General features: G+C 36.8%; 12 protein-coding genes and 1 other annotated feature. Of the genes, 8 read left to right on the top strand and 4 right to left on the bottom strand.

Annotation, left to right across the window (positions count from 1 at the left end):
• The first annotated feature begins 8 nt into the window (after positions 1-8).
• The gene (locus ACIQ7T_RS19250) at positions 9-1,421 is read left to right on the top strand and encodes a YcdB/YcdC domain-containing protein (RefSeq protein ID WP_370080116.1); all 1,413 of its coding nucleotides are present in this window, start codon (positions 9-11) and stop codon (positions 1,419-1,421) included.
• A 207-nt stretch (positions 1,422-1,628) separates the two neighbouring features.
• On the opposite strand, the gene ACIQ7T_RS19245 is transcribed toward ACIQ7T_RS19250, so the two are convergent.
• From ACIQ7T_RS19245 to ACIQ7T_RS19235, 3 genes are all read right to left on the bottom strand, one after another.
• Positions 1,629-2,027 carry a hypothetical protein gene (locus tag ACIQ7T_RS19245; RefSeq protein WP_402872643.1) on the bottom strand — a complete coding sequence of 133 codons (399 nt, stop codon included), beginning with the start codon at positions 2,025-2,027 and terminating at the stop codon, positions 1,629-1,631.
• A 102-nt stretch (positions 2,028-2,129) separates the two neighbouring features.
• Positions 2,130-2,696, bottom strand: a complete 567-nt coding sequence (locus ACIQ7T_RS19240; RefSeq protein WP_402872641.1) for a hypothetical protein — start codon at positions 2,694-2,696, stop codon at positions 2,130-2,132.
• Positions 2,697-3,004: 308 nt separating this feature from the next.
• Complete coding sequence (locus tag ACIQ7T_RS19235) at positions 3,005-4,147, bottom strand: MFS transporter (RefSeq protein WP_402872639.1); 1,143 nt, start codon at positions 4,145-4,147, stop codon at positions 3,005-3,007.
• A 167-nt stretch (positions 4,148-4,314) separates the two neighbouring features.
• On the opposite strand from ACIQ7T_RS19235, the gene ACIQ7T_RS19230 reads away from it, so the two are divergent.
• Complete coding sequence (locus tag ACIQ7T_RS19230; RefSeq protein WP_402872637.1) at positions 4,315-5,166, top strand: LysR family transcriptional regulator; 852 nt, start codon at positions 4,315-4,317, stop codon at positions 5,164-5,166.
• A gap of 48 nt (positions 5,167-5,214) precedes the next feature.
• On the opposite strand, the gene ACIQ7T_RS19225 is transcribed toward ACIQ7T_RS19230, so the two are convergent.
• Positions 5,215-5,799 carry a DJ-1/PfpI family protein gene (locus ACIQ7T_RS19225; protein ID WP_402872635.1) on the bottom strand — a complete coding sequence of 195 codons (585 nt, stop codon included), beginning with the start codon at positions 5,797-5,799 and terminating at the stop codon, positions 5,215-5,217.
• A gap of 141 nt (positions 5,800-5,940) precedes the next feature.
• Between ACIQ7T_RS19225 and ACIQ7T_RS19220 the strand changes: the two genes are divergently transcribed.
• The 6 genes from ACIQ7T_RS19220 to ileS all read left to right on the top strand — a co-directional run bounded on the left by ACIQ7T_RS19220 (position 5,941) and on the right by ileS (position 13,082).
• Positions 5,941-6,378, top strand: coding sequence for an Lrp/AsnC family transcriptional regulator (locus tag ACIQ7T_RS19220; RefSeq protein WP_402872633.1), 438 nt, complete (start codon positions 5,941-5,943; stop codon positions 6,376-6,378).
• A gap of 105 nt (positions 6,379-6,483) precedes the next feature.
• Positions 6,484-7,002 carry a sigma-70 family RNA polymerase sigma factor gene (locus tag ACIQ7T_RS19215; RefSeq protein ID WP_402872631.1) on the top strand — a complete coding sequence of 173 codons (519 nt, stop codon included), beginning with the start codon at positions 6,484-6,486 and terminating at the stop codon, positions 7,000-7,002.
• On the top strand, positions 6,995-7,951 hold the full coding sequence (locus ACIQ7T_RS19210) for a hypothetical protein (RefSeq protein ID WP_370083575.1): 957 nt from the start codon (positions 6,995-6,997) through the stop codon (positions 7,949-7,951). Before ACIQ7T_RS19215 ends, ACIQ7T_RS19210 begins: the two co-directional genes overlap by 8 nt.
• A 143-nt stretch (positions 7,952-8,094) precedes the next feature.
• The gene (locus tag ACIQ7T_RS19205; RefSeq protein WP_402872628.1) at positions 8,095-8,727 is read left to right on the top strand and encodes a hypothetical protein; all 633 of its coding nucleotides are present in this window, start codon (positions 8,095-8,097) and stop codon (positions 8,725-8,727) included.
• 38 nt (positions 8,728-8,765) lie between these two features.
• Entirely contained in the window at positions 8,766-9,617 is an 852-nt protein-coding gene (locus ACIQ7T_RS19200; RefSeq protein WP_402872625.1) for a DUF2785 domain-containing protein, read from the top strand.
• 81 nt (positions 9,618-9,698) lie between these two features.
• Positions 9,699-9,938: a binding site (T-box leader), on the top strand.
• 54 nt (positions 9,939-9,992) lie between these two features.
• Positions 9,993-13,082, top strand: a complete 3,090-nt coding sequence (gene ileS / locus ACIQ7T_RS19195; protein ID WP_402872622.1) for an isoleucine--tRNA ligase — start codon at positions 9,993-9,995, stop codon at positions 13,080-13,082.
• Positions 13,083-13,314 lie beyond the last annotated feature (232 nt).

The following is a 13,314-nucleotide window of genomic DNA, read 5'->3' as shown; positions in this document are numbered from 1 at the left end:
TTTTGATTTTGCAAAAAGATAAACTAAAAGAACGGGCTCTATCAATTGTTCCATTACCAAGTCACTATAAACTAATCATAGAAGAGTATTCTGAAGACGAAAGAGTGATGTTCTCATGGGCAACTGAACAACAAGATGAAAGTATGACTGTTGAGTTAGACTGCTCTGGAAACCTCATATACTTATCAATTGAAAAAAATGATTCTGTTTCTGAGGCAAATTCTTTATCTATTGATGAAAAAAGAAGATGTGCTGAACAATTTTTACTTAGTCATTATCCATCTGCACTGGAAGATTTAACGTTTTCAAAAGCTAAACAACTATCTAGTGCGGATCGTTTTTATTTTGAACAAATTGTCATGGATTTACCGTTAGAACATGCTGGTTGTTTTATAGATGTCGATGCTTTGGGAAATATTGTTGGATTTAGATATGACGGAGTGAAAACGAGTCCTGAAATTCCTTCAAGGCTAGTTTCAAAGAAAGCTCTAATGGAACATGTGCGGAATGAATTGGTGTTACAACTAGTAATAACAACATTATCTCGTGATGTTTATAATGTGAAGAAAGATGGACTCCATCTCGTGTATCAAGTAAATTCATTTTTACACTTTAAAGCAGATTCTTTAGAACCAAAATTAACGAGTATTCATGATGAAAATGAGCCTGAAAGTTATGCTACACTTCCTCCTTTACCAACTAACTTAATTGCCAATGAATTTACGAATGAATCAATCATCGGCATAACAGATGAACTGGAGCTTATTCGAGAAGTAGACAGAGGTCCAGAGATAGGAATCGTGTGGCGTATACGGGATTGGGAGATGAGAGAAAAAGATTTATCGTTGAACAGTTTTTTTAAAATGCAGTCAGAAGATACAGTAAAAGCTATTATTTCAAAGAAGACTGGTAAAGTTCAAAGCTTTATATGGATGTATGAACGCTCAGGGAATCTACAGCTTAGTCAAGCAGCCTGTTATCAAAAAGCATTAGATTTTTTACTGAAAATAATTCCTGATTACTATCCTTATATCCAACGATTAATTCGAGAAGATGAGGAAGAAGATAATACGTCACAAAGAGAATCGTTTATATTCCAGGCCTATAATAGCCAAGGTATACTTATTCATGATATGGTTGGCGTTGTTGTTAATCGTATGACTGGTCAGATTGATAATTATGCTGGACCAAACTTTGATTTGATTGAGCTTAGCCAAGTTCCAACAGGACCACGTATTTCTATGGAAGAAGCGTATCGTCGATTTCTAGAGAATGTCGATTTTCAATTGGTTTGGGACAAAAATTACGATGACGAAATAGAATCTTATCAACTTGTCTATCAAGCGTGTGATCGATATACTAGGTCACCTATCCGGTATATTGACGCAATAACTGGCGAAATTATTGTCAGTAATGTTTAACTTTTTTCAGTGAATTGTTAATTGAAGCGACAGCTATAGAAGTCTCCAACCTCTTTAAGTGGTGAGATGAATGAGGATAAAGTTATCAAAACATCCGTATCCAGTTGCTCTTGGTGCAGAAACCGATTTCATGGGAAGTCGGTTTTTTCATGCACCTCTATTATGATGGATAGAACTTCAATAAAGAGGTCTTTAGTTTTAAAATCTTTACTCTTCTACAATTTCCAACTGTTTGTAATAGTTTTCTACAATAGGATAAATATCCGGGTTTGAATCATAGTAGGTATTATCAATTTCGCTTAGTGTAAAATAAAATTTTCTTTCACTATCAAAAAGAGTAATACCATATCTCCAACCAACACGTTTTTCTTGATTGTCTTGCGGAGTAAATTTTATATCTTTAATCAGAGAAATGAATTCATTGATTTGGTCTTGCTTAGTTATCGTTTTTGAAGCACCCGTTGAACCATCTTGGATAATCACTTTATCGATACTTTCAATTTTTGCATCCTTATAAAAAGCTTCTAATGATTGCGTTTTTCCATTTGTACAAGCAGACACCAAATACAGACTTACCAATAAAATTAGAAACAAAAATCTTTTCATTAGACTGCCTCCAAAAAGTTTATTCTATTGCCAATTAGACGGGCTAAATTACAAATAGTTACAAATTGCAAGAGTGTTTATTTAATGCAGCTGGCAGCTTTTTCAAATGCCATTGCCTCGATAATGGTTGTAATATATCGTATAACACTTAGTGACGGATAGATCCTCTGAAATCGTGGATAGAAACGTCAAAATCGTGGATAGAACTTCCGGAATCGTGGATAGAATGGTCAAAATTGCGGATAGAACCTCTGGAATCGTGGATAGAAACGTCAAAATCGTGGATAGAGCCTCCGAAATCGTGGATAGGGTGGTCAAAATTGCGGATAGAACCTCAAAACAATGGATAGAAATGTCAAAGCGATAGATAGAACCTCCGAAATGATGGATAGAATCGTCAAAGTGACGGGAAGAACGGCCAAAGTGACGGGAAGAACGGCCAAAGTGACGGAAGTTCCCGCCAAAGTGACGGAAAGAATCGCCATAGCGACGGATAGAACCATCGAAACGACGGAAAGAACGGTCAAAGCGACGGAAAGAATCGCCAACGACGGAAGGTCCCACCGAAGTGACGAAAAGAATCATCAGAGCGACAGATAGGACATCGAAGCGACGGAAAGAACGGTCAAAGCGACGGAAAGAATCTCCAACGACGGAAGGTCCCGCCAAAGTGACGGAAAGAATCGCAATAGCGACGGATGGAACCATCGAAACGACGGATGGAACAGCCAAAGCGACGGAAAGAATCTCCGACGACGGAAGGTCCCGCCGAAGTGACGGAAAGAATCGTCAGAGCGACGGATGGAACCATCGAAACGACGGAAAGAACGGCCAAAGCGACGGAAAGAATCTCCGACGACGGAAAGCGCCATCCTAAAAGAAGGTAACCCAGTCAAATGTGCCATTCTAGCCATCAAAATGACGAATAAGATCATCAAATCAACAGTTAGAATCGCAATTATATAAATTTATACTTTCTAAACGCTAAATTTGTTCTTCAAACTAAAGAACTGTAAACAAATGGCGATTAGCATAGAGATAACCGCAAAATAAATCAAAGTTATTGTTCCAATCTGTAAGGACAGTACAATGCCACCTAAGCTTGCACCGATTGCACTGCCTAAATAATTTACAGAACTGTTTAAGGCCACTGCGGAGCTTCCGTTGTTGGGCTGATATGATAGTAAAATATGTTGTTGAGGTGCTTGGCTTGCCCAACCCATTGCTCCCCAGACAAAGAATGGTAAGTACTTTATTATAGGTAAGTTAATCATTAATGGTATACAAATAATGGATAAAGTTAAAGTGAATAAAATGATTGTAACTAAAGTTTTTGGTTTTCCGAAGTAGTCGATTAAGTATCCAATCATTATACTTCCAAATAAGCCACCGAATCCCCATGCCCAAAGATATTTTGTTATGTTACCTGAGCCTGCCATGTCTTCTAATACGGGAGATAGATATGTATACAATCCAAGGCTAGCAACACTGGCGAAAAATGTTATACATACAGTTACAGTTACTCTTTTATCTAGAAACATCTTTAATCGTTCATTTAGTGCAGGGGGAGGGGTTGTTGGGAAATTGGGAAGTAAAATATACATACATAAAACAGAAATTACACCGATTATAACTAATAGCCAAAGTGTTAATTTCCAATCAAATAAGTTGGATATATATATACCTAAAGGAACCCCAAGTACTGTTCCCATACTCATTCCTCCAATAGTCAATCCTAGAGCTCGCCCTCTCTTTTCACTAGAAACGAACTTTGTAGAGGCTGCAACAGCTAATGGTGAAAATAAACCAGCCCCAGTCCCCGCAATTGCCCTCGAAAGTAGAAAAATAGAAAAGGTTGGCGCTAAAGCTGTGATGCCATTCGCTATTGTAAAGATAAGCATTGACCCTATTAAGATTTTTTTTATTGGTTTTCCTGCAAGTAAAGAAGAAAATAACGGCGCTGATATTGCGTAAAATAAAGTGAAAATACTTACAGCCTGGCCGACTTGTGAAGTGCTTTTGTGATACGTATCGCTAATTCCTGGGAGAAGCCCTGCGATCACATAGGCATCAAAGCCCAAGGCAAACATGCCAAAGGATAATAATAAAACATTTTTCATTTATTGAACCTCCAAAAATTTAAAGATGCTAAGTATAGACGTCCTATAACGTTATGTTATAATCGATGCACCTTCTATATTTAATAGATTACTAAAAAACCAAGAATATGGAACAATCACTATTTTATAAGGGTATAACGAATCGTTATAGGTTAAGGAGGAATACAATGAATGTAGAATGGTTACATAGTTTTATTGCCGCAGCCAATCAGAAAAGTTTTTCAAAAGCTGCTCAAATCATGAATCTTTCCCAACCTGCACTAAGTAAACATATACGAAACTTAGAGAATAATCTTGGCATCGAGCTATTTCATAGGACATCGATTGGTATCGAATTAACAGAAGCTGGCGAACGTTTTTACACTCGCATTACGCCAGTTTTGACTGAATTAACGGCCATTCGTGAAGAATTACAGCAATTTAACCACAGCAATCCAATTGCCATCGGTGGTCTGCCTAGCTTAGCCACTTACTATTTGCCAGACAAAATGAAAGAGCTTAAGCTACTAGATCGACCTATAACATTAATGATTCAAAATACGTCAAATGAACTGTTGCAATCTTTACAAAAAGGTAGACTTGATGCTGTCTTTGTTGATGCAAAATATTCGAGAGAATCTTTGTGGAGTTGTGAATTGTTTACGGAACCTTACTATGCTGTGTTTCCGTTGAATCATCGTTTTAATGCAAGAACAGCAGTGGAGCTGGAAGAATTATGTGAGGAGCCACTTATTGTTCATCAGGCTCCTTGTGATTCAAGGAAGGAAATAGTAGAACAAATACAGTCTCTTGGCTACACACCTAATATCATAAGTGAGGTGAACTTTGGGGATTTTATCTTTGGAGCTGTAAGTACTGGAATGGGGATTACGATTGTACCAGAATTAATGGCTAAAAATATTGGTCATCTTCAGCTTTTCGCCTTACCAATTAATAATTTCGGAAGAACAAGAACCATTTCATTGGTTACAACAAACAAAGAATTTGGATCGAGGCTACATCATCTATTATCAAATTAAATGTAAAGAAGCTGTCTCAACTTAACGCTTTGAGACAGCTTCATTAAATTAATTAAACCCCATTAAATCCTTTACTTTTTTAGTATTTTCCACAGATGTCAGCATTTCCAGTAAGCTGAATGCAACGTCGAATGCTGTACCGGGATTTGAGGATGTAATAATATGTTCAGTTCGAACAATTCGCTCATCGACGATTTCTGCACCATAGGATTGTAGCTGTGCTAATCGTTTGCTTGTTGGATGATTATAAGTAGTAGCTTTTCGATTTTGTAGTACTCCGCTTTGACCTAAAATTAGGGAAGCTACACAAATCGTCGCAATCGGTTTTTTGTGTTCATCGAAATGACGAATGACCGCCTGGAACTCCTCGCTAAAGGCATCATCATAAAATCCAGCTTCTTCAAAACCTCCAGGAATCGCTAGTGCATCAAACTCCGCTAATGAAATTTCATGAAGTAACTTTTCAGGTGTTACGTTAAAATTCCATGTACATTGTAATTGCTGATGCAATCCTACTGTCACGACTTCAGTTGTGCCGTCTCCCTCCCATTTATTCCAGCCAAGTACATCTGTAAAAACACTCGCTTCAACAGCCTCGAAACCATTTGCTAATAGTAATAATATTTTTTTCATGTTGTTAATGCCTCCTTTATATGTTTCATTGTAATGAATAAGGCTATTCAATGACAGAATCTGTATAATGTTATTTAGATGAATTGCTTTATTATAAAAGGAATTTTATTAAATCTAATTAATTAAAAAAGGTGGATACATATGGATCAAATAGATACAGAAATATTACAGCAATTGCAGCGAAATGCAAAAATATCGATGAAGGAATTAGCTTCGATGGTTCATTTATCATCTCCAGCAGTAATTGAGCGTGTTAAAAAGTTAGAAGAGCAGGGGATTATTGAGGCTTATAGTGCGAAGGTAAATTTAAAAAAGTTAAATCGCGATATTCAAGCTATTATTTTATTTAAATCAATTGATTGTAAAAGTCTTTCGGATTTTTGTAATGCACATCCTGATGTCCTTGAATGCTATCGTGTAGCGGGTGAAATAAGTTATATCGTAAAAATTGCAACTAATTCAGTGGAAACATTGGAGCAGTTTATAGATGAGGCAATGCCTTATGGAACGCCATCTACAAATATTGTGCTTTCTTTAAATAAAAAAGCGGTCATTGCTCCTTTCTCTGATGAAAATTAGAATAAGTGAATTTAGAGTTTATCTAGATCTTTATTTAAAAAAATATAAAAAAAGCAAACCTCATTATCGTGAGCACCGTTTATAGGGCAGAGAGGGGGAGAGATGTTGCTTGAAACTAAAGAACTCGAAGAAATAATGCAGCAGCATACAGAAAGGCTCATCCGACTTGCCTTTTATTACGTCAAAGATTTACAAAGTGCTGAAGATATCGTGCAGGATGTATTTATCAAATTTTACGATATTCAGCAAAACTATGAGGAAAGAGGAGAATTACGGGCATATTTATCGAGGCTCGTCATTAACAAAAGTAAAGACTATTTACGTAGCTGGACATACCGTAAAATACAAGTTCAACAGAAGATCTTTGCCAAGCAGGCTATTACGAAAAGGGACATGCTAGTACAGCAGGATGAACAAACCTTAGTAGAAAACGCCATCTTAGCACTACCATTAAAACAGCGTGAGGTCCTAATTTATTTTTATTTTGAGGAAATGCCTGTTATTAAAATTGCCGAGCTTTTAAGTATTCCGGAGAGTACGGTGAAAACAAGGCTACGTCGTGGACGAGAGCTATTAAAGCCGAAGCTACAGCAAATTGAATGGGAGGTCCTGCTGCATGAGTAAAGTCGATGTGAGGGTAATAAATGATTTAACCGAAAGCAAAAAGCGTGTGATGACTAATGTTGTACAGCATTTAGAACAGCGTGAGATGAAAAAAAGATCCTGGCGTTGGCAATATAGTGTATTATCTATTTTATTTACAGTTTGTATTGGAATATTTCTGTATAGCCAATTCAACGGAAGTCAAGAGCAATCAGCAAGTATACCAACTGTATTGGATGAAAAATTTCTAAACTTCTATTTAGAAACGGATTCCCGAGTAAATGATCAGAAAAGGTCCAATGATGCAAAGAAGCAGAACTTTGAATCCTTTTTACAGGCTGAATCTTTATATGCTTACGCTCGGTCAAAGGGGATAGTACCTTCGCAAAAACAAATTGATGAACAGCTTGAATCATTGATAGAAGTAGGTATAAATCAAAACGAAGCGCAATTTACTGAACAATTAAAAATGGTGAATCTTACAAGAGAAGAATTTATCGAACAATATTCTTATAGATTAGCTATAATCAATTCACTATTGGAGCAGGAAAAGAATCAATACAAAGATGTAAATAGGCCGATACTATATTTTCTAGTCTTGAAAGATGCTATGAACTATTTAGAGAAGCACTATAGTCAAGAGATAGTTGCCTTACGTGAAAAATTTGATATTCCAGTTGGGGAAAAAGAACTCCATTCTAAAAAGGGGTTAATCGTAGCAATCAAGGAACATGAATTTTTAGTTGTTTCCTATGCAGATAAATCGGATATTGGTAAATTATCAATTGATGACATTGTACAAAAACACGGTAATGGTACGTGGTTCCCATTAATCGATGCTCCTACAACATTGTCGCTTGGAGATAATGTAGAAGTGAAATATAGTATAGATATAGGAAGGGAAAAAGCCGAATCTAAAATAACCTTTGCAGATATAGATAGCATGAAAATACTCGAAGATCATAAATAAATCAAGGCTAGACATTCGAAAATTTCAAGAATGTCTAGCTTTTTTATTAGCTGTTTTATATATTTGGATTAGGGTACAATTATTGTAAGTATTTGTATGATGGTGTTTTCTTAAAAAATAGGTACTGGGGAGTGAATAAAGCATTGATAACTGTAATAATGGACAATTCGTTAGCATTTATTCTATCTTTTCCACTTATACTTATCTATTTTAAAAGTCTTTCCCAGGAAAATTCAGCTTGGCGTTGGACTTTGCCTCTTTGGTTTTTAAATCATAATATGATTAGATATTTAGTGTCTTTTGGTGATGACTTTTGGGTGGTGTTAATGTGGCAAATTCTTTTTGTTTGGCCATTATGTATAGGCATATATTATTTCTTATACAAAAAGGAAGATAAATGGGGATTTTATATAGGGTTAAAGAAAAAGAATGTCATTTTATTGGGAAGTCTACTCGTTTTATGCATTGGTTCACTTGGGATTAGTATGTATGATACTAATAAAAAAGTGATTGCCTTTCATGAACATGTAATGAAGGAGTTGCAAGATAGCTCTGACCGTCCGCAATATTTGATACAAAATAGTGTTACTCCATCTACTCTGCTCTCTTTGTCTGACCAAATCAATGAGGTCAGAAATGGAAAGGTGCGTGCGGTGACCTTTCCTTGGAAAAGCAAAGTAATTGTTGTAATGGACAACGAGCAGAAGGAGTTTACTTATGTACGGTTTAATGAGGGATGGAAGCTTGATGGCATTTATCGTGAAAGTGGTTTTTGATTATTCGATTAAAAGCAAACATGAAAAGGAGAGAAACAGTGCGTATACTACAAAATGAAAACTTATTGAAGGAAGATGAATTAAAAGAAATACTCAAAGAATTACAAAGTGGAGCTATTACATGGCAGCAAAAGGATCATACCGATCTCATACAATCAATGATGCTACATATCGGTTCATTAGATAGTGAATTACGAGATAACTTAATTTATGGATCGTTTTATGAATTGATTCATGAAAAAAACTTACTAGAGCATTCACTTTTAACGGAGCTTTTAGAGGAATGTTTGAATAATTTATTATACAAGGGTATTGAAGAAAGCGAATCAGATTTAGTTTTTACCCGTACATTTACGTCACTATTGATTGCCCTAATATTGTTTAGAGATAACGCAGATGATTTTTTATCCCAACAGAAAATCGCTGATTGTAAAGATAAAGTACTAGCTTATTTAGCGGCAGAAAAGGATGTAAGAGGCTACGTTCCGGTGAAAGGGTGGGCTCATAGTGTTGCCCATATGGCTGATGCAATCGATGAATTGGTGAAAAATCCGAAATTAAATAAAGCCTCTTATTGTGAAATTGTAAGCGCATTATACAACGCCATTTTGCAAGAAAATTATGCTTTCATTCACGAAGAAGATGAACGGATTTTAGTGCCTATTTTCACAATGCTTGAGCATGGTTTAGAGGAGCAAGAGCTCATTAAATTGCTGCAAGAATTACCTGCTACTTTAAAAGTAAAAAAAGGACAGCTCGATGTACAGCATCACAGAATCTTAGTTTTTAACTGCAAAACCTTTGTAAAAAGCTTTTATATTAATACAAATGGAAAGCCTAAGTTCGCAGCTCTTCATAAAAGCATTGAAGCATGTCTCAATGAATTATAAGGAAAACACTACCAATATTAGTACTTTGAAATTATTGACAGACAAAAATTAGTTTGTTAAGATGAGTGACAATAAAAGCATACAAATTCGTTGATGAGAAAAAGTAGTGTTTCATTTTGTTCTACAGAGAGCCGACATATTGGTGGAAGTCGGTGTGCAAGTGTTACATGAAGATCCTCTCTGAGAAGATTGGCTGAACATAGTAAGCTAATCCGGGTGTCTACCGTTAAAAAGAACACGTATGATTGTACGTTGCTAAGTGCTATTGAACGTTGATTCAATAGAATTAGGGTGGTATTCGCGGTTAACCCCGTCCCTTACTTGGGACGGGGTTTTTTGTATGCCTTTTATACAATTAGTATAGGAGGAATTTACATGCAAGCTAATGAGAAGAAAGAAACGACTGTAGAAAGAGAAACGCGTATTCGTCAGTTGTGGGAACAAGAAGGAACGTTCCAAGCGTCTGTTGCGAATCGTTCTAACAATAAGCCTTTTGTATTTTACGAAGGTCCTCCAACAGCGAATGGCTTACCACACGTAGGGCACGCATTTGGCAGAACAATTAAAGATGTCGTGGCTCGTTATAAAACGATGCAAGGTTATTTAGTTGAGCGTAAAGCTGGCTGGGATACACATGGTTTGCCTGTAGAGTTAGGCGTGGAAAAAAAGCTAGGTATCTCTGGCAAGCAAGAAATTGAGAAATATGGTGTCGAACAATTTATTCAAGAGTGTAAGGGAAGTGTCTTTACCTATGAGAAGAAATGGCGCTCCTTTACAGAGCAGCTAGGCTATTGGATTGACATGGATGACCCATATTTAACGTTAAGTAATGATTATATTGAGTCTGTTTGGAATATTTTAAGTCATGTGCACAAGGAGAAGCTTTTGTATAAGGGCCACCGCGTTTCACCTTATTGTCCTAGTTGTCAAACATCATTAAGCTCTCATGAAGTTGCGCAGGGCTATAAAGATGTAAAGGATTTATCTGTCACGGCAATGTTTAAGCTAAAGGATAAAGATGAATATTTTCTTGGCTGGACAACGACTCCATGGACATTACCTGCCAATGTTGCATTAGCCATGAATCCTAAGCTCATGTATGTTCGAGTGAAGCAGCACAATAAAGTCTATATCTTAGCAAAATCACTAGTGAATAAAGTTTTTGCTGATTCTGTGGAAGTGTTAAGTGAACATGAGGGGCATGAATTTGAAGGTGTATCGTACACCCCACCATTTTCTTATGTCACAGTTGATAAGGGGCATGTCGTTGTATTAGCGGATTATGTCACAGAGCATAGTGGAACTGGTATCGTCCATATCGCGCCAGCATATGGGGAGGACGATTATAAAACGGTTCAGCAAAATGGGCTATCGTTTGTCAATGTTGTTGATTTAAAGGGTTGCTATACAGAAGAGGTTCCAGAGCTTGCCGGTAAATTTGTGAAAGATTGCGACGTCGAAATCATTAAAATGCTCGCTAAAAAGGAGCTATTGTTTGATAAGGAAAAATATGAGCATAGCTATCCACATTGCTGGCGCTGTGATTCACCATTGCTTTACTACGCGACTGACAGCTGGTTTATCAATATGTCTACAATGAAAGATAAACTTTTACAAAATAATGAACAAGTTACATGGTATCCTGATCACATTAAGCACGGTAGATTTGGCAATTTCTTAGAAAACCTAGTGGACTGGAATATTAGCCGTAATCGCTATTGGGGTACACCGCTAAATGTGTGGGTTTGTCAGGATTGTGGTCATGAAGTGGCACCAAATAGTATTGCATCTTTAAAAGAACTAGCGAAGGGTACTATAGATGACATTGAGCTTCACAAGCCGTATATTGACGAGGTTGTGTGTACTTGTCCAAAGTGTAGTGGTGACATGGAACGTACACCTGAAGTGATTGATGTTTGGTTTGATAGTGGATCCATGCCATTTGCGCAGCATCATTATCCTTTCGGTGACCTAACTACTTTTAACAATCAATTTCCGGCGGATGTGGTCATCGAAGGCATCGATCAAACACGAGGCTTTTTCTATAGTTTATTAGCGGTTTCTACCTTATTCACAGGAAAGGCACCTTATAAAAATGTACTTTCTTTAGGGCATGTTTTAGATGAGCATGGACAGAAAATGTCGAAAAGTAAAGGAAATGCGTTAGAGCCAGTTGAACTGATAGAGCAGTACGGAGCGGATGCTTTACGATGGGCGTTTTTAGTCGATAGTTCTCCTTGGAATCCCAAACGTTTTTCAACAAAAATAGTGATGGATGCGAAATCAAAGCTAGTCGATACACTAGATAATACGTTCAAATTTTATCAGCTATATGCAGAAATAGATGGCTTCCAGTACGATGCTAACAAGACTGGCACTCGCACAAAACTAGATCATTGGGTATTGTCTCGATTACATCATACAATTCAGCTTGTGACAAAATCTATGGATGATTACCAGTTTACACAGGCAACACGCGAAATCGGCAAGCTTGTGGAAGAGCTAAGTAACTGGTATATCCGTCGTTCACGAGCAAGATTTTGGGCAAATGGGCTGACAGAGGATAAACGAGGTGCTTATAGTACGCTGTATGAGCTACTAACGACAATTTGTCAATTACTAGCACCATTCACTCCATTTATCGCAGAGGATTTATATCGACAATTATCAGGGAAAAGTGTTCATTTACAAAACTACCCAACATACAATGAATCGCTCGTTAATGCTAAGCTTGAAAAAGAGATGGCGAATATTTTAACAATCGTTGAGCTAGGCCGTAGCATACGTAATAGTCAAGGGATCAAGGTAAAGCAGCCGTTAAGTGAAATCATTGTCTCTGTTGACGGCGAGTTATCAGATTATCAACCATATAGCGAGCTCGTGAAAGATGAATTAAATATAAAACAATGCGTTTGGACAAATGATTTTTCAGCTTACGAAACAGTTCATTATAAGCTTAATTTTAAAACGGCTGGTGCAGCATTTGGAGCAAAAGTGAACAAAGTAAAAGATTACGTAGTGAATTTAAATGATGAGGAGAAAAATGTATTACAGCGAACAGGTTCAGTTCCGTTAACGATCGATGGAGAACAGGTAACATTATTAAAAGCGCATGTGTTAACTGAATCTATCGTGAAGGAACATTACGTCTTAAGTGAAGATGCTTCTTGTCGAGTCCTTATGAATGTTCATTTGACAGCTAGCTTACTTGAGGAAGGGCAAATAAGGGAATTAATTCGCACAATTCAAGATACACGCAAAAAATGGAAACTCCCTGTTGAGCAATATGTTTCGATTTCGATTGCTGGAAGTGCCAAAGCAACAACTATCATCCAGCAACACGAAGCGTTACTAAAGGCCAATGTGTTGTTAAATGATATTCATTATCTGAGTGACGATCATGGCGAACGATATATAGAGACAAAAGTGTTTGATGAAAAAATTACTGTTTATTTTAAGCTGTAAAATCTTTAATGCTCAGGTAATCTGGAAGACAGAAGAGTGATCAGGTAAGCCCGGAAACTGCTTTGGAGTCGCCAGAAAAAAGCACAGAACGATGTAAAGAACGCTCAGGTAACTAAAAGTAAGTTAATTGTTTAAATAATGCACTTAAAACAATGTACAACATTTTTATTTGCTATTTTTAAGTTGAACTAATTTTGATATTAGTTCAGCTTTTTTGTGTTTAAGGATATAG

The organism is Lysinibacillus sp. NPDC096212, from assembly GCF_044763105.1.
GTDB lineage: Bacteria > Bacillota > Bacilli > Bacillales_A > Planococcaceae > Lysinibacillus.
The sequence above is the reverse complement of the archived record's forward strand: the minus strand, read 5'-3'. Positions and strand labels throughout refer to the sequence as shown.